The following is an 18063-nucleotide window of genomic DNA, read 5'->3' on the forward strand; positions in this document are numbered from 1 at the left end:
AGATATTCTTTATGTGGCTTTATTTTTAGACTCTAATTAAATAACCCATATATCTATTATTTAAATATATTGGTCTTTAATAATTAGTTATTTGTACTTTCAAATATTTTATCGGCAGAAGCGGCAACAAAACCTTGATAAAGATAGCCATTCGCTAACGGATATCGTTTAGCAAATTCGTAAAAACCACCCGGAATCGTTTTTTTACCATCACTAAACAGTACCTCAACTTTATCTGACATGGTAGATGACTGCTCTAAGAAGACCTCAGGAGTCCCTTTCACTTCACCACCAGCATCATTAATAGTAAAACCGACACTTCTTAGTTTACGATTCACTTCAACGACTTCATTGTAGTTATTAAGCTGGTTAACATTCACCGTAAAATGATTAGCACCAAACCCGTGAGCGGCTAACCACCCGGCGTATTCACTCTCTAGTGCTAATTGCTGATACTGTTCATAGCTCAATGTCCAAGGTCGACCGCCATATAAAAAGCTCTGTTGGTGATCAAAACCGTCAGGCACTTGAGAAACTAATGAATGTACAACCTCCTGAAGCTCAGGCGAGCACTGCTCAACCATAAGCTCACTAATGAATACTTTAGGCGCTGATGGGTTTGGGTGCTCATAGTGTCTTGCTGAGAGCTTTTTAGACTCAAACAAATACTCTCCGCACGCTTTATAACCGATAGCAAGAAAAGGAGCCGCGACAACATCGATTCCTACTGACGGAAGATTGAATGTTCTTAATGCAATATGATCATTCTCTAGTGCTTCGTGTTCAGTCAACAGCTGATGAATCTCATCCGCTGATGGGCATAGTCGAGTAATAAAGTCACTCCACAATGCAGTAAATAGTGTCTCTACTTCAGTTGTCATCGTCCTCTCCTTAAAGGGTTATACCCGGTGATAGCGTTGCTGGCAATTCAGTCTCAGCCCCTTCCATTGAGGCCATTGGGTAAGCACAATAATCCGCAGCATAATACGCACTCGGTTTTAAGTTACCCGACGCCCCTGGACCACCAAAGGGAGCATCACCACTTGCACCTGTTAATTGTCGATTTCGGTTAACAATACCAGCACGAATATGCTCAACAAAATAGTCCCACTCTTCATCATCTGTAGAGACTAACCCTGCTGATAAGCCATAGCGCGTATCATTTGCTAGCTCAACCGCCTGCTCTAATCCGCGATAACGAACGACTTGTAGCAACGGACCAAAATACTCTTCGTCAGGAAGATCTTTCACCGCAGTTACATCGATGATACCTGGACTCACTAATGCCCCTGAGAGGATTTTGGCTTCAATCAAGCTCTCGCCACCTAACTCCTGCAGCTCAGATTGCGCATTAACAATACCTTCAGCTGCAACAACTGAGATTTGCGGCCCCATAAACGGCTGTGGTTCAGCAAACGGTTGATCCACTTTCAGCTGCTTGGTGACGTCAATAAGACGGTTCAGTAGCTGATCACCTTTGCTGCCTTCAGCGACATATAGGCGTCGTGCACAGGTACATCGTTGACCTGCACTAATAAAGGCTGATTGAATAATGGTATAAACTGTTGCTTCAATCTCACCGAATGATTCAGAGATAACCATTGGGTTATTGCCGCCCATTTCTAAAGCCAACATTTTACCAGGTTGCCCTGCAAACTGACGATGGAGAATATGGCCGGTATTGGCACTGCCAGTGAAGAGTAGTCCGTCGATCCCCTTAGATCCTGCAAGGGCTTCTCCCGTTGCTCGGGCACCTTGTACTAAGTTGATTACACCACTTGGTAGTCCTGCTTGTTGCCATAACTTCATGACAAACTCACCAATCCATGGCGTTTGATCGGAAGGTTTAAACACCACAGTATTCCCTGCTAATAAAGCAGGAACAATGTGACCGTTAGGTAGATGCCCTGGGAAGTTATAAGGTCCAAAAACAGCCATAACACCAAGAGGACGGTGACGTAGAACAATACTGTTACCCGCAGCTTCACGCTGTTTATAACCAGTACGCTCGTGATATGAGCGGACGGAGATAGCCAACTTTCCAACCATCGCGCCCGCTTCCGTTTTGGTTTCCCAAAATGGTTTACCTGTCTCTTCTGAAATAATACGAGCGACCTCTTCGCTGTTCTCTTTTAATAACTCGCCAAATTTCAACACGATCGCTTCACGCTGTTCAAAGCTCAACTTTTTCCATAATGGAAAGGCTTTACGTGCTGAAGAGACCGCTTGCTCTACTTGAGAAGCACTGGCCATATCACCATGCCACACTTCTTTATTATCAACCGGACTGAGAGAGACCATCGCCTCACCTTCACCGACAACCCATTCACCTGAGATCCATTGAGCCATGACCGTCTCCTTAATTACTCACTATTGCGCTAATAAACGTACAGAATCACCGCTAGAAAGCAGTAATGCTTCAGCAACCTCACTTGTGATGTGTACCATGCCACTTTCGTTATCATAGGCCGCGACTGCTGCTGTTGCTCTGAAGTTTTCAAAAGAGCTATTTGAGATCAAATACTGCTGCGCACTGGTATGTTCATCAATCACAACTTTCGCGGTAAATGAGTGACGAATAGATTCAACATTTCGAACATCACACTCAACCGTTGGTCCCGCATCGAAAATATCGACATAACCACGGCAGGTAAAACCTTCATTTTCGAGAAGACGGAGTGCTGGGCGTGTCTTTTCATGCACAACACCAATCACCTCTTGAGCCTCTTTACTCAACAGATTGATATAAATAGGCAGTTTAGGCATTAAATCGGCAATGAATCCTTTTTTACCAATACCCGTCAAGTAATCCGCTAAAGTGAACTCAATAGAGAAGAAGTGCTCTTGTAGCCACTGCCAAAATGGGGAGTTTCCTTCATCATCCGAAACGCCTCGCATCTCAGCAAATGCCGTTTCAGAGAACCGGTGTGGGTGCTCCGCCATCATCAAGAATCGGGATTTAGACATTAAGCGACCATTTAGCCCCTTACGGAACTCAGGACGAAGAAACAGCGTACATAACTCAGAACACCCCGTGTAGTTGTTACCAAAAGTCAGTAACTTAACCACATTGTTCACACCTAACCTCTGTGAGGAGTGAACCACTTTGCTAATGTGATAACTGTAAAACGGAACATCGTGACCAATCGCCGCTTCTATGGCAGTAGTCCCCGTAATTTCACCCGTTTCAGTATCTTCACCGACCATTAAGTAACCTTCACTACCGGGCTCTTTTGCGTCGGTTTGAAAGCTTTTCATTGAGTGTTCAATTCTGTTTCTTAACAACTCTTCATTGACAGGCAATGAGGTAAATCCATGACCAGAATCTACCGCACATTTCATTAGTGCAGGGTAGTCTGCTTCAGTAATAGGACGAATAACCAGCATCAATATTCCCTCCGGATGCAGGCAACAGCTTACGACATTAAAGCCCAAACAGAGTCTGCTTGGGCTACTGCTCTTTTAAGCTGCTACTAGTTTTGCGACTGCTCTATCTAAACGAGCAAGACCTTCTTCGATATCTTGTTGGCTGATCACTAATGACGGCGTAAAACGCACCACATTAACACCAGCAACAAGCAGTAATAAATTCTCTTCACCTGCCGCGACAAGAATGTCACGTGCTCGTCCTTGCCACTCATCATTAAGAGCAGCACCGAGCAACAATCCTTTGCCACGAATTTCGGAGAATAGGTTATATTTATCATTCAGAGCTTCTAAACCCTCTCGCATCCACTGTTCACGCTCTTTCACGCCAGCAAGTACTGAAGGTTTAGACACCTCTTCAACAACCGCTTCTGCTACAGCACAGGCTAATGGGTTACCGCCATAGGTAGAGCCGTGAGTGCCGACTTTCATATGTTGGGCAAGTTCAGTCGTCGTTAGCATGGCTCCGATTGGAAAGCCGCCACCTAATGATTTGGCCGTACTTAAAATATCAGGTGTGACTCCTAACCCTTGGTAAGCGTAGAACTCACCGGTACGACCATTGCCTGTTTGAACTTCATCAAAAATAAGCAATGCATTGTGCTTATCACACAGTTCACGTACACCTTGGATAAACTCTGATGTCGGTGAAATAATGCCACCTTCCCCTTGTAAAGGCTCCATCATTACAGCACAGGTTTTGTCTGATATTTGCGCCGCAAACGCCTCTAAATCGTTATAGGCCAGATGCGTTACATCACCTGGTTTTGGTCCGAAGCCATCAGAATAAGCGGCTTGTCCACCCACAGTTACCGTAAAGAAGGTACGCCCATGGAAACCTTGATTAAAGGCAATAATCTCTGATTTTTCAGCGCCATGTACATCAGCAGCCCAACGGCGAGCCAATTTCAACGCTGCCTCATTCGCTTCTGCGCCAGAGTTGGCAAAGAATACTTTTTCAGCAAATGAGATTTCTGTTAGTTTCTTTGCTAATCGAATCGCTGGCTCATTGGCCATCACATTACTTAAATGCCACAGTTTATCGGCTTGTTCTTTTAGTGCATTCACCATAATAGGGTGACAATGACCTAAGCAGCTAACGGCAATTCCACCAGCAAAATCAACAAACTCACGATCATTCTGATCCCAAATCCTTGAACCTTCACCCCTTACTGGAATGATCTCCATCGGGTTATAACAAGGTACCATTACATCATTAAAATCTTTACGTTCAACTTTCTGTTTCATCGTCATCACATTTTCCCTCTGTGCATACGGCAATTAACCATATTAATTACATTTCATTAACGACTTCAATAGTAGAATATTTTTTTCTTCTCGCAAAAAAAGAGAGAGAAAGACTACAGGTGCACTATTTATGCACATTTTGATAAGAAATATGAAGTGGTCATTCACTAAATCACTATTTCCATATGGGAAACAAAGTATTTAGCTAGGGGGGATTTGCATAAGATTGCAAGAAGTGAATAAGCGTGGTTCGCTAAGATATATGTAAAAAAAGAGAGATGGATCAACTATGATTTAACAAAATTAGCTAAAAGTTGATGTCCTTGCTCAGTCAAAATCGATTCAGGATGAAATTGTACCGCTTCAATAGGTAAGGTACGGTGACGAAAACCCATTATTTCATCAACCTCACCACCATCCGTTTCCGTCCATGCTGTCATCTCAAAACAGCTTGGCAAGGTCTCTTTTTTTACCACAAGGGAGTGGTAACGAGTGACCGTTAATGGGTTATTGAGGCCTAAAAAAAGACCAATATTACTGTGTTTAATCGGCGAGGTTTTTCCATGCATCACTTGTCTGGCTCTAACGACATCTCCGCCAAACACTTGAGCAATGGATTGATGGCCTAAGCAGACCCCTAAAATTGGCAGTTTATCGCTAAAATGTTCAATGGCATTCAGCGAAATTCCCGCTTCATTTGGTGTGCAGGGACCTGGAGAGATAACGAGATGGGTTGGGTTCAATGCAGAGATACCTGCTAGATCAATCTCATCATTACGAACAACGGTAACGGCAACCTTCAACTCGCAGAAGTACTGATAGAGGTTGTAGGTAAAAGAGTCGTAATTATCGATGATCAACAGCATAGTTTTGAGCTCTACGTTTAAACAATTTAATCACGGCTATTGTGCTACAACAAAAAAGAAAGGCAAGTACGATTATAGAATCATCGCCTTGCCTTATTTAAAAAATGTCCGCTACTCTATTTTACTCGGCAGTAACGTCCATTGTAGGTTGCTGTCATCTCACCTTTTAGCTTAAGCGGAGAGTGACCACAAGGTACATTAAATACCCCTAAAGCCAGCACACTTAATTTAACCTTATCGCCAGCACCAATATCTATGTATTTTAAGAAATTATCTTTCTCGTCATAGATACGCTCATCATGTGCAAACATCCATGGCTTGGTGGTATCCCAATACCAAGTGTTAAACACAGGGTAGAGCGGTAGGTTACTGTTGTTTTTTATGGTTAATGAGAAGCTTGGTTTTGATTTACCATACTTTAGACTGATGATCACAGGATCATGATCAGAGGCAGAGTAAGGTCCGTCAGACTTCACCAGATCGCCAGAATATTTGCCTGAATACTCAAACAACTTATTCTCAACGGCATTAATGTGCCAGTCTTCAATGCCTACTAGCTTTTTCACTAGCGATTTATTCCCTAGCGCATGATCTAGATTACCCAACTCACCTTCATAACTGTATGAGTAGGTATCCGTTCCATGGAGCTCTGTATTCAAGTTTTTCAGACCAAGACCTGGTCCAACTTCAATACCGACTTCGTGCATAGGAACGCCTGCAATAGAGGTACCAGATGCTGACATGATTTTACGCGCTTCACTGCTAGGATCGTAATCGGTTAACACACGAACCGGATCTTCCATGCCATAAGCATTAAGGTCACCCAACACTAGCACATCGCCTTTTTTCGATTTTAAGGCATCACTCAGTGCAACAGAAGCAGAGACTCGGAATGCATTACAGTGGCCTTGTAGATCAGCAGGTTCACTCTTATCGTTACCGGTAATCCAATCTTCATAACAGCTCGAACCTTTCGATTTTAGGTGATTAACCACAACCGTCAGTTTCTTCTTACCCTTACCTTTAGCCTTGACTTTAAAGGTCTGCATCAAACTATCACGTTGGTATTTGTTCAGCGTCTTCTCTTTACCGTCTGGATCTGTGCCTGTGATGTGTTGCTCTGGCATTCTAATCACACCAGCACTGCCTTTCGGTTTCACCTTTGAAGGACGATAAATAAGTGCTACGGTGATAGCATCCGAACCAAGAAACTTGCCTTGATTCATATCTTCCGTTGCAATTTTTATCAACTGGTAGTGATCAGCACTATTTGAGAATTGACTGTTCAACTCATCCAGTAAGTTTTGCGCCGCACTGTCTGACTCAAAGCCGTTGTTCTCTATCTCCATTAAACCGACGATATCAGCATTCATGGCGACTAAAGCATTCACAATCTTAGTTCGTTGTAATAAGAACTCATTCAGATCTTTGGTTCCGCGGTTACAGCCACGAGATGCATCGGCATCAGCCTGATCGCTACAACTGGCATTGAGTGCCCCACCAATCGCGCTAGCGCTAGTAAAGAAGTTCAATACATTAAAGCTAGCCACTTTTAAGTTGCTATCTTCATAGACTTCTGGCTCAGCGGTTCGATCATTAAGGTGAACAAAATCTGCTGGAGCAAGTTCATTTGTGACAACTAGGCGATAACGGCTATAACTGTAACCCACCACACCTTCAAGATTCTCAACTCTATCACCAACTCGAATATAACCTTGGGAAGCATCAAGCTCTGGGAAATATGGCATCACACCATTGTCCGGTTTAAAGTCCGTCTCAATAAACATCTGACTCGCAGCATTATCAATCGCTAACTGTTCAGCTTCTGGACTCAGAGGAAGGTATTTTTGAGTAGGTTTAATCAATGGCTGCTGATAAGAGAGCACCATGTTGTTGCGGTATGAGTCGTAATCAAATCCGAAATTACGCGTCACCTTCATTTCGCTTTCATCAGTTAAGCGAATCAACATACCTTCATGTCGCTCTAGCGCTTGAGCTAATGTCTCTTCGTCATCAACTTCCAGATCTGTCGCTTCTGGTGCTGATTGAGTATCCGTCACAACATAGAGTGAATTATCACTTTTCAGTTGTGTTTCACTATAGAACTCACTCACTTTACCCTTTACGCAAACAACCGCACCTGGCTGAATGTCTGCACTAGGCACTGCGCCTGTTGATATAAACAGACCATCAGAGGTGTTGTCATTATCATCAGCATCAAGCGCCGCTAAATAGAAACCTTTATAGAGGCTTTCAACACGTGCACTTACCACTCCGGTTACGTAATAATCTTCTTCGGTTGTGAATCCTGAGCTAAGAAGTGGTGATCGGTCACCTTCGCCCTGGATGGCATTAATCGACGTAAATTCAGGTACTTCACTTTCAGGGGTCAAACAAGCAAAAGGGGCTGGTGGTTCAACGATATCTAATGAGCCTAATCCGGTATAGGTTTTATTAGGCAAGGCAGTCCATTGCGCTTCATCATAGGTTGCTGAAGGGGTAAAGGTATTCCTCACTAAGGTAACATCTTTACCAAAGTTTGCCCCTCCCATGTTACCTATAACATCGACCACCACACCGTCAAGTCGAAGTGCGATAGGATCGTTACCGTTATGGCCCATCACACCACTTGGAATATCACCTCGATCAGTGACTTCGGCATCCGCTTGCGAGTTATATACCACTACGACACTATTTGGCTCAAGCGTGATACCGCTAAGATCTAAATTACTGCTCCACTCATTGTTACCATTGGTTGATTTAGAGAGCTGGTAGCCTGTCAATGTGACTGCAGTAGCGCCGGTGTTGGCGATCTCTACCGCTTTATTGTAAGCAGGTCCCTCTACGTATTCACTTAATACAATATCAGCTTGCGCCGATGCTGAGACAGCGATACTTCCTGTCACCGCTATTGCAATCGCTGAGCGAACTAATTTCCTTTTCATTTCACACCTCGTTATTTGCGCAACTACTTCCCTGATGCACTCCCTCTCTTAGGTCAACATCTATTACGCTATGAATGAATAAACACAGTTAACAACCCATAAAACTTAGAACTATTTCCAAGAATTATGAAATCAATTTATCTATATTCATTGTGAATGAGGTATGTGTCACTTTTATTTCCCTGTTATTAGATCTCAATTCAACTTTCAACAAAAAAAACCACTAACGTAAGTTAGTGGTTTCATTTAATAATTCGATTTTTTGAGTGCTCAGGCCATCATTTAGCGCGCCGTACGACTACGGGCGATTGACAAAACCGACCGCTTCGTACACTTTTTTCAATGTGACTGCAGCGCGTTCCGACGCCTTCTCTGCGCCAATTTTCATTACTGAATCAAGATAAGCACGATCTTCCCTAAAAGCTTTATATCGGGCTTGCATTGGCTCAAGCATCGCCACAACCGCTTCGGCCGTATCTTTTTTAAGATGGCCATACATCTTATCGACATATTCTGCTTCTATCTCTTTAATGCTCTTCCCAGTAACACCAGACATAATACCTAGCAGGTTTGAAACGCCGGGTTTTTCAGCAATATCAAATAGAATTCTTGGCGGCTCTTCAGAGTCAGTCATTGCACGCTTGATCTTTTTAACAATCGATTTTGGATCTTCTAATAACCCAATGACGTTGTTCCTATTATCGTCTGACTTTGACATTTTCTTAAGAGGATCTTGCAGGCTCATTACACGTGCACCCACTGGTGGAATGTACGGCTCAGGCACGACAAATGTATCACCATAAGCATTATTGAAACGAGTCGCGATATCACGAGCCAGTTCAAGATGCTGCTTTTGATCATTGCCGACAGGAATCTGCTCTGCTTGATAAAGGAGAATATCGGCCGCCATCAATACTGGATAGCTAAAGAGCCCTGCATTAATATTTTCTGCGTAACGCTTCGACTTATCTTTAAACTGAGTCATACGATTTAACTCACCCATTTGGGTATAGCAATTAAGCACCCAACCAAGCTGAGCATGTTCAGGGACGTGAGACTGAACAAAAAGCGTACTCTTCTCTGGCGCTACTCCAACAGCCAAACATGTCGCTAACGCATCTAACGTTGCTTCATGCAATGCTTTAGGATCTTGACGTACCGTAATGGCATGCAGATCAACCACACAGTACTGGCAATCATAATCATCTTGCATGCTCTCCCACTGACGCAGGGCCCCCATGTAGTTACCAATGCTTAATTCACCAGACGGCTGAACACCACTTAATACAACAGGTTTACTCATGATGATGATTTTCCTTAGTTTAAAAACGTTGAAGACGTGTAAAAATACAATATGCCAGAGAAGTGTCAAGTTCTCTCATTTAAAGGGTTACGATAAAGAGAAACTACTGACAATCTGCTCAAAGTCGTCATAAATACAATCAGGGTTACTGTTAGCAATGGGTTCACCGTGGTTATAACCATACGTTAAACCAATAGAGTAACAACCCGCATTATGTGCCGCTTTAATATCATTCTTTGAATCACCCACCATAACCACCTGGTTAGCAGTGACTCCGTGCTTCTCTAATAACCAATTGAGGGACATTGGATTTGGCTTTTTCTCGGTAAAAGTATCACCACCAATGACATCACTAAACAGATGGTCTAGCTGATGCTGAACTAATAATTCTGGAACAAATTTAGCCGGCTTATTGGTGACTAACGCTAAGGTAAAACCCGCTTTTTTTAACGTTTCTAGTGTTGATAAAACGTGTGGGTAGAGGTGACTGAGTTTATGTTCACCCTGTTTATAATGCTGGTCAAAACGCTTTCTTGCCTCTTTAACCAACTCTGGTGATAGCGTTGGATCTATGCTCATACTTCCGCTTAACGCACGGGCGATCAATACATCGGCACCATTGCCTATCCAGTGTGACGCTTGCTCTAAGCTCACCCTTGGATAGCCAAAATCTTGCATCGTAAGATCCGCGGCAATCGCTAAATCAGGAACACTGTCTAGCAGTGTTCCATCCAGATCAAAAGCGATCAGTTTAATGTCCGAAAATCTGCTCATTTAGGCTTTTTTCACTTTTTCCAGCTCAAGACGCATCTCATCAATAACTTCTTTGTAATCTGGACGACTGAAAATAGCAGAACCAGCAACAAACATATCCGCACCCGCTTCAGCGATCTCACGAATGTTATCGACTTTAACGCCACCATCGATCTCTAAACGGATCTCTCTGCCACTCTCATCAATCAATTTACGTACTGCACGAAGTTTGTCTAATGTATGCGGGATGAATGATTGACCGCCAAAGCCTGGATTTACAGACATCAGTAGAATCAGATCCACTTTATCCATGATGTAATCTAGCGCTGAAAGCGGCGTCGCTGGGTTTAATACCACCCCTGCTTTACAACCACACTCTTTGATCAGCTGTAGCGTACGATCCACGTGCTCACTCGCTTCAACATGAAAAGTGATCATCGTTGCGCCCGCTTTAGCAAAATCAGGAATGATACGATCAACCGGTTTCACCATGAGGTGAACATCAATTGGGGCTGTGATTCCGTAATCACGCAAAGCTTTACATATCGGTGCACCAAACGTCAGATTGGGTACATAGTGGTTATCCATCACATCAAAATGAACCACATCAGCACCGTCTGCTAATACTTTTTTAACATCTTCGCCTAAGCGAGCAAAATCAGCAGATAGAATCGAAGGTGCGATCAAAAAATCTTTCATTTTATCCTCATTACTTTCATAGCAATCAAACGGTTAATTGGAAATAAGCGGTAGTTGTTCTATTTTTATACTTCTTTCGTTGTGGCTATTTTATAGTCCACAACGGGTATGATTAATTCGTTGTTCTGCTTTTCATTACCTTCAAACAGCGCCATTAACTCATCCACTTTGTTACGACTTGAGCCGTTACGACTGATGGTTCGTTTTACTTTAACATGGGATAATGTTGCACCTTTATAAAGTCGACGTGTTAGCGCAGTATCATGGTTTGAGATCAGTACTGGTATCTCACGCTCTGCCGCTGCTCGTTCTGCAATCTCAGCCAGCTTGGCTTGATCGTCCAATGAAAAACCATTACCTGAATAAGAGGTAAAATTGGCCGTCGTCGAAAGAGGGGCGTATGGCGGATCACAATACACCACACTGCCTTTTCTCGCTCGAGCAAAAGTCTGAGTATAGCCCTCACACACAAACGTCGCCTTTTTCGCCTTTTCAGCAAAATGAAGCATCTCTTTCTCTGGGAAGTACGGTTTTTTATAAGAGCCAAACGGAACGTTAAATCCACCTTTTTTGTTATAACGGCATAAACCATTAAAACCATGGCGATTCATATAGAGGAAAAGAATGGAGCGGCGATAGGTATCTGTGCATTGATTAAACTCAACACGCAGTGCTAAATAGACCTCTTTCTGATTATATTCAGGCTGAAAAAGTACCTTGCAGTCTTCGATCAGTTGTTCAGGTTTCTCTTTTAAGTGATTATAGAGATTGATAAGATCTGGATTGATATCCGCTAGCAGATAGTGATCGAAATGGGTGTTTAAGAAAACCGAACCGGCACCGACAAAAGGCTCAATCAACTTTCGAGCAGGGGGCAGATGACGCTGGATCTCTTCAACCAATCCATACTTTCCTCCCGCCCACTTTAGAAACGCACGATGCTTCTTCATTTCAACTTGAACCTACTACCTAGCAAAATAAAGATGCGGATTGTACCCTATTTGGCACACAACCTCAGTGTTATTTATCACTATCAATCTCTTTATGAATGGTGGCGAAAGATTTAACCCATGCACCCACTGTCTTCAGTTCAGGCTTAAGCTCTGGAAGTGCATCTTTTGCAGCACCATAATACGCATAATCGCCAACAGAGATGATATACCATGTCTCACCTTGACGAAGTGCTTTATGAACATAAGCCTCTTCAGCCAGTTGATGTTCTGCAATAAATTCGTTTACCACATCAAGCTCTGTGGTCGCTGCCACTTGCAATGTATAGTGCGTTGGCGGGATCGCTTTCAACGTTTCTGTGGTTAATACTGCGTCTTCCGCTTGCTGAATGCTCTCTTCCGTTGGCGCCGTTGGGACAACCGCGGTTACCACAGCTTCAATTTTGGCTTTCTCTTCCGTGTCAATATTGTCATGCTGGTTATCAATTAATGCATCAACAACATTAGAAGGCACAACCACGCGTTGTTGGTCACTCTCTTCCGTGCCTACTTGCATCGGATCTTCAAGAATCTCTTGGGGCAGCGGATCAACATCTTCGCTCGGAACACTGGTATCCTCAGGCTCTGTTGGTGTCGTCTCTGTCATGGCCATTTGTTCGCCATCAACAGTCCCTTCCTCTTCAACTAATGAGTCGGAAGTGGTGCTAACCGCAACCTCCGAATCATCGATAGTCTCATCATTTATATTACTGTTTGAGAGCACAAGATATCCGCCGATAACTAATAACAGCAAAATAAGAATCGCTATTAATGTCTTTACTGGAGATTGAATAATGGAACGAATAATTATACGACGCTCTGTTTTTTTATTACCTAAAGCCATAAGTTCTCCTGGTAGGCATGAGCTTTTTCCAACCAATTGCCTAATATGCATTTTGTCGCTGTTATGTTCTAGATGTCGAACCACTAACATATCAACAAACGTTTTGGCTTCGTCTACAGTTAACGTCTCAATATCAAGGTCTAACGGTTTATTCTCTTGCCCGTAACTGAGCTGGGATAGGCACTTATCTATTTTGTGATGCTCTGAAAAGAGTAGCACGCTAATTTGCCAATTGGGTGTGGTTTGCGCTTTTTGCACCACAGTCCACAACTCTGCAATTAAATCATGACTGAGCAGATGAGCATCATCTATCACAATCAAAATATTACAATTCTGGCCAGCTAGCATCATACCTAGACTGTCCATGATCGGATCGTGTTCATTAAAGAGTGGGTCGGAGACTAACTGCTTAAGCAAAATGGAGCGTTGTTGGCTGACTGATTGTGATGCATGAGTCATCAGCAGCGCTTGATTTTGATCTTCAGACCACTTCTCTAGATATCGCTGAGCTAACCATGTTTTCCCTGAGCCAGCAGGACCTGAAATATGAACCAAATTCGAACCAAAACGGGTAAGAAACTGAATCCTCGAGAGAAGTTCAGTCTGGGATTCAAGTTCAAGTACCGCCATTTCATGAGCAATGGTCATATCATACCTTTGATATTAAAGAGTCAATCTATCTAATCGGTTACGCTTTGCAAGATTCAATCACTTCATTAATTACTGATACTGGCGTATCAGCAATGACATCAGCACTACCAATTGAAGTAGGCAAAATAAGTCGTAGTTGACCGGCTAATACTTTTTTATCTCGCATCATATGCTTCATAAAGTCATCAGCACTCATACTATTGGGAGCCAGTACGGGTAATTTTGCTTTCACTAGAATAGCGCGAATTTTATCAACATCTCGCTTACTAAGAAGTCCCTGTTTTTGAGCTGTCAATGCAGCCATGACCATCCCAACAGAGACGGCCTCACCATGTAACCAGTTTCCATAGCCCATTTCTGCTTCAATCGCGTGGCCATAGGTATGGCCTAGATTAAGCAGAGCTCTCACACCAGACTCTTTTTCATCCTGTGCAACAACATCGGCTTTTAACTGGCAACATCGTGAGATGGCATACGTAAGCGCATCCGCATCTAAAGCAAATAACGCGTCCATATTGTCATCAAGCCAGCCGAAAAAATCAGCATCGGCAATAATGCCGTACTTAATCACTTCAGCCATACCCGCGGAGAACTCTCGCGCCGGAAGTGTCGACAGACAATTAATGTCAATTACCACCGATTTAGGCTGATAAAAAGCCCCTACCATATTTTTACCAAGAGGGTGGTTAACGGCTGTTTTTCCGCCTACCGATGAGTCCACTTGAGATAGTAGTGTTGTTGGTACTTGAATAAAATCGACACCACGTTGATAACAGGAAGCGGCAAAACCTACTACATCGCCCACAACACCGCCGCCAAGGGCAACAATAACCACATCACGTCCATAATTCCCTTCAAGAAGAAATGACATAATAAGGTTAAAGGTATCAAGGGTTTTGTACTGCTCACCATCTGGAAGTTCAAACAGACTCACTTGGCAACCAAGTGAAGAGATGGTTGTCATGACACGCTCAGCATAGAGCGGAGCTACCGTCTCATTACTAATAACAACCACTTGTTTGCCCGATGGGATAGAAGAGAAGTGTGCGGAGTTATCAAATAACTCTGCACCAATTGAGATGTTATAACTTCTCTCTGCAAGCTTTACGTTAATCCGTTCCATGGTTTATTTGCTCCCAGATAAAACTTAGCGCTCTTCCAGCATTTTAATGATTTGATTGGCAACGACTTTTGCGCTCTGATCGTCAGTGCGAACTACGTAGTCGGCAATCTCTTCATACATTGGGTTTCGCTCCCCTGCAAGTGCTTCAAGCACTTCACGTGGCGCGTCCGTTTGTAGAAGCGGTCTTTTTTTATCTCGTTGAGTACGAGCTAACTGTTTCTCAATAGTCGTTTCTAAATAGACAACTAAACCACGTGCAGAGAGACGATTTCTATTATCTTTGCTGATAACAGAACCACCACCAGTTGCAAGTACGATGCCTTGCTCTTGGCTAAGATCGTTAATTACGGTCTCTTCACGAACTCGGAAGCCCTCTTCACCTTCAACATCAAATACCCAGCTAATATCAGCGCCAGTTCTCTCTTCAATAACAGTATCGGAGTCAAAGAACTCCATATGCAGTTGTTGAGCTAGATGTCTACCTATTGTACTTTTGCCGGCTCCCATTGGGCCAACAAGAAAAATATTTCGTTTTTCAGCCATGTTCAGCAGTTATACACACGTTAATCAAATTATATCGCCACTAGACATCTGCTACTTTTATTTAAAAACAAAGCAGAGATACTGGCCTGTGGCACCGTTTCCTCACAGATTGAGTTGTGATCTGACCCGAAATTATCTCAGTTATAGTGCCTACATTGCAATAGCTAGATGAAGAGATGCTGATTTTTTATATAAACTGTTCCACAACCCCTTTGTTTTCGGTGGCTGACGTAAAAAAAATATCTAGCTGCCTTGATGAAATGTGATAGATTTCGATGGGTTACTCTTCCTCTTATCGCCATTATTCATTTTAATTAGGTGAAGTGGCTTCAATTACCTTAGGTGTAATAAAAATCAACAACTCCCGCTTGCCCTCTTTTTCGTATGAACGACGAAATAGTGCCCCCAGCATAGGGATATCTCCAAGCAGTGGAACCTTGTCTTCAGTAGTGGTTACTGAGTGTTGATATATCCCCCCTAATACCACCGTTTCTCCGTGATTAACCAAGACTTGAGTACCAATTCTTTGAGTATTAATAGCAACGGCCTCACCCCTTCCCGTTTTAACGACTTCACCCGGTCTATCTTGCGTCACATTCAAGTCTAAAATCAGTGTATTTTCTGAAGTGATTTTAGGCGTAACCGAGAGGCTTAATACTGCCTTTTTAAATGACACGGATGTAGCGCCACTGGAAGCGGCCTCAAGATAGGGAATTTCAGTTCCTTGCTCAATAAACGCAGGTTTGTTATTCAAGGTAATAAGCTTTGGGCTGGAAATGATCTCCGCTTTTGATTCCGCCTGCAACGCAGATAGTTCAAGATCCAACAGTGTTCCTGAACCCAACTTTGCCACTTGAAAAGCGATGCTTGCTGCATTGGGGTTGGCTACCGCTAAATTCACACTAAGAAAATCATCAATGTTAGAGCTATCGGCATCAAACAACCCACTACTGGCTAGATTGCTCTCAATGGAGCCTCCGATACTGTTATCCCCCTGCTGCTTTGAAAAGCCCCAGCGTACCCCCATTTCATCGAGATTACCTTCATCAATGATGATAATACGAGCTTCTATTTGCACCTGTTTTACCGCGACATCAATGCGCTTTATTAACTGCTTAATCGTCTCCAAATTACTCTTAATATCTCTGATAAGTACACTATTGGTTCTCTTATCTACGGTAAGCGATCCTCTCTGAGAAAGAATAAAGCGGTTACTCTCGTTACGAATTAGCTCGGCAATATCACTGGCATCAGCATAGTTGATCTGAAATATCGATAAATGTAGTGCTTCACTGTTTAATTGCAAATCTTGCATCTGCTTTATCACCGTTTCAGGAGCAATAAAAAGCACATTCCCTTCTCTTTTTTGTCCCAACTGTTTGGTCTTCAAAATAACATCAAAGGCTTGCTGCCAAGGAACATCCACTAGATTTAAACTTATATTACCGTCAACGGATGCATCAATGATCACATTGTAATGCCGTTCATTCGCCAGCAACTGAAGAACATGCCTAATGGGAATATCCTGTACCGACAGAGTGATTGCCGACAGCTTCTCATTAGCGGATATAGGCGTAGAGAAAAGAAAGAGTAAACTTATAGTGGCTAACCTAACGCATAACATCATCGCACAATGACTCCATTACTCTTTAATTGGCATAGTGAGTAAGCTCTCGAACCAGCAGCCATTGGCAGCCACTTTGAACTCTTTGACCAGCAAGCCATCATGGTTAATCTGTATGATTTCACCGTAGTTAGGACCAATCCTCTCCCCTTTATACACTTTAATCAGTGGGCTACCTTTGGGTTGCAACCACCCCACATATTGGCTTTCCATCAATAGCACCCCTTTAACTTGGATTGTGCTCAATGCTTGATCGGTAATCGCCACCTTTATGCTATTTGGCCCAGAACGAAGGCAAACCTCTTTTTCTATGACCACCGCTCTATTTTCTTCTTTTTCATAAAACGGAGAGCGCTTCATCGAACCTTGATAGTGAATAATAAAAGGCGGCTTTCTAATTTCCACATTGTCGATGACAGGTGTTAACTCAACCTGTTCGGTGAGATAATCTCCAAGAGTGATGTCTTGATCCGCTTGGTAGGTAAGAGCCTCCATCTTGACGGCAATGTCTTGACCATCTCCATTGCTGTTTAATGAAAGTTGTTGAATCGTTACCATGGTAGGTAGCGCAGCAAGGGCCTCACTAAATCGACCGATAGCATGAAACTCACCACGCAACTCGATGTGAATTGGAATTGTTGACAGGTATCCGCTCTTTTCTCGTTTACCCCAACCAAAACGAATAAACGTCAAATGGTGCCTATTACCCAATGAATGAATTAGCGACAGAAGTTCCGATAACTCACTCTGCTCAGGAAATTGATTCATCATCCCCTGATAACGCATAGAGAGATCTTTCACTGGCATTAATTCATCGTCTAAACTCTGCAGCTGAACTCGCTCTGATTGCAAAGCCACCACATGTTGATGTTCTCTGTTTTTACTGTCCATCAACGCCTCTTGAAGTGGCAGTAACCACCACCACGCGATCGCTAACTGCAATAGAATCATCAATGCCGCCAACAGCAACAGCTGAGCTCTAATCGGCCAATCCATAAACTCATCAAGTTCGAGTGAAGACCACGGCATTAACGATCGAGTTCCATTGG

General features: G+C 43.1%; 15 protein-coding genes. All 15 read right to left on the reverse strand.

Annotation, left to right across the window (positions count from 1 at the left end; translation table 11 throughout):
- Nucleotides 1-83: 83 nt before the first annotated feature.
- The 15 genes from L4C32_RS09310 to L4C32_RS09380 all read right to left on the reverse strand — a co-directional run bounded on the left by L4C32_RS09310 (nt 84) and on the right by L4C32_RS09380 (nt 18043).
- Nucleotides 84-881 (reverse strand): DUF1338 domain-containing protein, encoded by a 798-nt coding sequence (locus L4C32_RS09310; RefSeq protein WP_428196600.1) that lies wholly within the window; start codon nt 879-881, stop codon nt 84-86.
- 10 nt (nt 882-891) lie between these two features.
- Nucleotides 892-2349, reverse strand: a complete 1458-nt coding sequence (gene astD / locus L4C32_RS09315; protein ID WP_428196601.1) for a succinylglutamate-semialdehyde dehydrogenase — start codon at nt 2347-2349, stop codon at nt 892-894.
- A gap of 21 nt (nt 2350-2370) precedes the next feature.
- Nucleotides 2371-3387, reverse strand: a complete 1017-nt coding sequence (gene astA / locus L4C32_RS09320; RefSeq protein ID WP_428196602.1) for an arginine N-succinyltransferase — start codon at nt 3385-3387, stop codon at nt 2371-2373.
- Nucleotides 3388-3462: 75 nt separating this feature from the next.
- Nucleotides 3463-4680 carry an aspartate aminotransferase family protein gene (locus tag L4C32_RS09325; protein WP_428196603.1) on the reverse strand — a complete coding sequence of 406 codons (1218 nt, stop codon included), beginning with the start codon at nt 4678-4680 and terminating at the stop codon, nt 3463-3465.
- A 281-nt stretch (nt 4681-4961) separates the two neighbouring features.
- A complete protein-coding gene (locus tag L4C32_RS09330) occupies nt 4962-5540 on the reverse strand; it encodes an aminodeoxychorismate/anthranilate synthase component II (protein ID WP_428196604.1) in 579 nt (192 codons plus the stop codon).
- A 116-nt stretch (nt 5541-5656) separates the two neighbouring features.
- Nucleotides 5657-8485, reverse strand: coding sequence for an ExeM/NucH family extracellular endonuclease (locus tag L4C32_RS09335; RefSeq protein WP_428196605.1), 2829 nt, complete (start codon nt 8483-8485; stop codon nt 5657-5659).
- A gap of 298 nt (nt 8486-8783) precedes the next feature.
- Nucleotides 8784-9788 (reverse strand): tryptophan--tRNA ligase, encoded by a 1005-nt coding sequence (gene trpS, locus L4C32_RS09340; protein WP_428196606.1) that lies wholly within the window; start codon nt 9786-9788, stop codon nt 8784-8786.
- Nucleotides 9789-9875: 87 nt separating this feature from the next.
- Entirely contained in the window at nt 9876-10562 is a 687-nt protein-coding gene (locus L4C32_RS09345; protein ID WP_428196607.1) for a phosphoglycolate phosphatase, read from the reverse strand.
- A complete protein-coding gene (rpe, locus tag L4C32_RS09350; RefSeq protein ID WP_428196608.1) occupies nt 10563-11240 on the reverse strand; it encodes a ribulose-phosphate 3-epimerase in 678 nt (225 codons plus the stop codon).
- Nucleotides 11241-11305: 65 nt separating this feature from the next.
- Nucleotides 11306-12190 (reverse strand): adenine-specific DNA-methyltransferase, encoded by an 885-nt coding sequence (gene dam, locus L4C32_RS09355; RefSeq protein ID WP_428196609.1) that lies wholly within the window; start codon nt 12188-12190, stop codon nt 11306-11308.
- A 70-nt stretch (nt 12191-12260) separates the two neighbouring features.
- The gene (locus L4C32_RS09360) at nt 12261-13721 is read right to left on the reverse strand and encodes an SPOR domain-containing protein (RefSeq protein WP_428196610.1); all 1461 of its coding nucleotides are present in this window, start codon (nt 13719-13721) and stop codon (nt 12261-12263) included.
- Nucleotides 13722-13761: 40 nt separating this feature from the next.
- Nucleotides 13762-14847: a 3-dehydroquinate synthase gene (aroB, locus tag L4C32_RS09365; RefSeq protein ID WP_428196611.1), complete on the reverse strand. Its 1086-nt coding sequence runs from the start codon at nt 14845-14847 to the stop codon at nt 13762-13764.
- A 24-nt stretch (nt 14848-14871) separates the two neighbouring features.
- The gene (gene aroK, locus L4C32_RS09370) at nt 14872-15390 is read right to left on the reverse strand and encodes a shikimate kinase AroK (RefSeq protein ID WP_428196612.1); all 519 of its coding nucleotides are present in this window, start codon (nt 15388-15390) and stop codon (nt 14872-14874) included.
- A 310-nt stretch (nt 15391-15700) separates the two neighbouring features.
- Nucleotides 15701-17017, reverse strand: coding sequence for a type IV pilus secretin PilQ (locus L4C32_RS09375; RefSeq protein ID WP_428196613.1), 1317 nt, complete (start codon nt 17015-17017; stop codon nt 15701-15703).
- Between the two features lie 15 nt (nt 17018-17032).
- Nucleotides 17033-18043 (reverse strand): pilus assembly protein PilP, encoded by a 1011-nt coding sequence (locus L4C32_RS09380; protein WP_428196614.1) that lies wholly within the window; start codon nt 18041-18043, stop codon nt 17033-17035.
- Between the last annotated feature and the right edge of the window lie 20 nt (nt 18044-18063).

The sequence above is a fragment of the Aliivibrio kagoshimensis genome (assembly GCF_050337105.1).
GTDB classification, from domain to species: domain Bacteria; phylum Pseudomonadota; class Gammaproteobacteria; order Enterobacterales; family Vibrionaceae; genus Aliivibrio_A; species Aliivibrio_A kagoshimensis.

Bases quoted from the DNA above. Each gene is read 5' to 3' on its own strand.
- L4C32_RS09310 (WP_428196600.1), bottom strand. From the start codon at position 881: ATGACAACTGAAGTAGAGACACTATTTACTGCATTGTGGAGTGACTTT.
- astD (WP_428196601.1), bottom strand. From the start codon at position 2,349: ATGGCTCAATGGATCTCAGGTGAATGGGTTGTCGGTGAAGGTGAGGCG.
- astA (WP_428196602.1), bottom strand. From the start codon at position 3,387: ATGCTGGTTATTCGTCCTATTACTGAAGCAGACTACCCTGCACTAATG.
- L4C32_RS09325 (WP_428196603.1), bottom strand. From the start codon at position 4,680: ATGACGATGAAACAGAAAGTTGAACGTAAAGATTTTAATGATGTAATG.
- L4C32_RS09330 (WP_428196604.1), bottom strand. From the start codon at position 5,540: ATGCTGTTGATCATCGATAATTACGACTCTTTTACCTACAACCTCTAT.
- L4C32_RS09335 (WP_428196605.1), bottom strand. From the start codon at position 8,485: ATGAAAAGGAAATTAGTTCGCTCAGCGATTGCAATAGCGGTGACAGGA.
- trpS (WP_428196606.1), bottom strand. From the start codon at position 9,788: ATGAGTAAACCTGTTGTATTAAGTGGTGTTCAGCCGTCTGGTGAATTA.
- L4C32_RS09345 (WP_428196607.1), bottom strand. From the start codon at position 10,562: ATGAGCAGATTTTCGGACATTAAACTGATCGCTTTTGATCTGGATGGA.
- rpe (WP_428196608.1), bottom strand. From the start codon at position 11,240: ATGAAAGATTTTTTGATCGCACCTTCGATTCTATCTGCTGATTTTGCT.
- dam (WP_428196609.1), bottom strand. From the start codon at position 12,190: ATGAAGAAGCATCGTGCGTTTCTAAAGTGGGCGGGAGGAAAGTATGGA.
- L4C32_RS09360 (WP_428196610.1), bottom strand. From the start codon at position 13,721: ATGACCATTGCTCATGAAATGGCGGTACTTGAACTTGAATCCCAGACT.
- aroB (WP_428196611.1), bottom strand. From the start codon at position 14,847: ATGGAACGGATTAACGTAAAGCTTGCAGAGAGAAGTTATAACATCTCA.
- aroK (WP_428196612.1), bottom strand. From the start codon at position 15,390: ATGGCTGAAAAACGAAATATTTTTCTTGTTGGCCCAATGGGAGCCGGC.
- L4C32_RS09375 (WP_428196613.1), bottom strand. From the start codon at position 17,017: ATGATGTTATGCGTTAGGTTAGCCACTATAAGTTTACTCTTTCTTTTC.
- L4C32_RS09380 (WP_428196614.1), bottom strand. From the start codon at position 18,043: ATGCCGTGGTCTTCACTCGAACTTGATGAGTTTATGGATTGGCCGATT.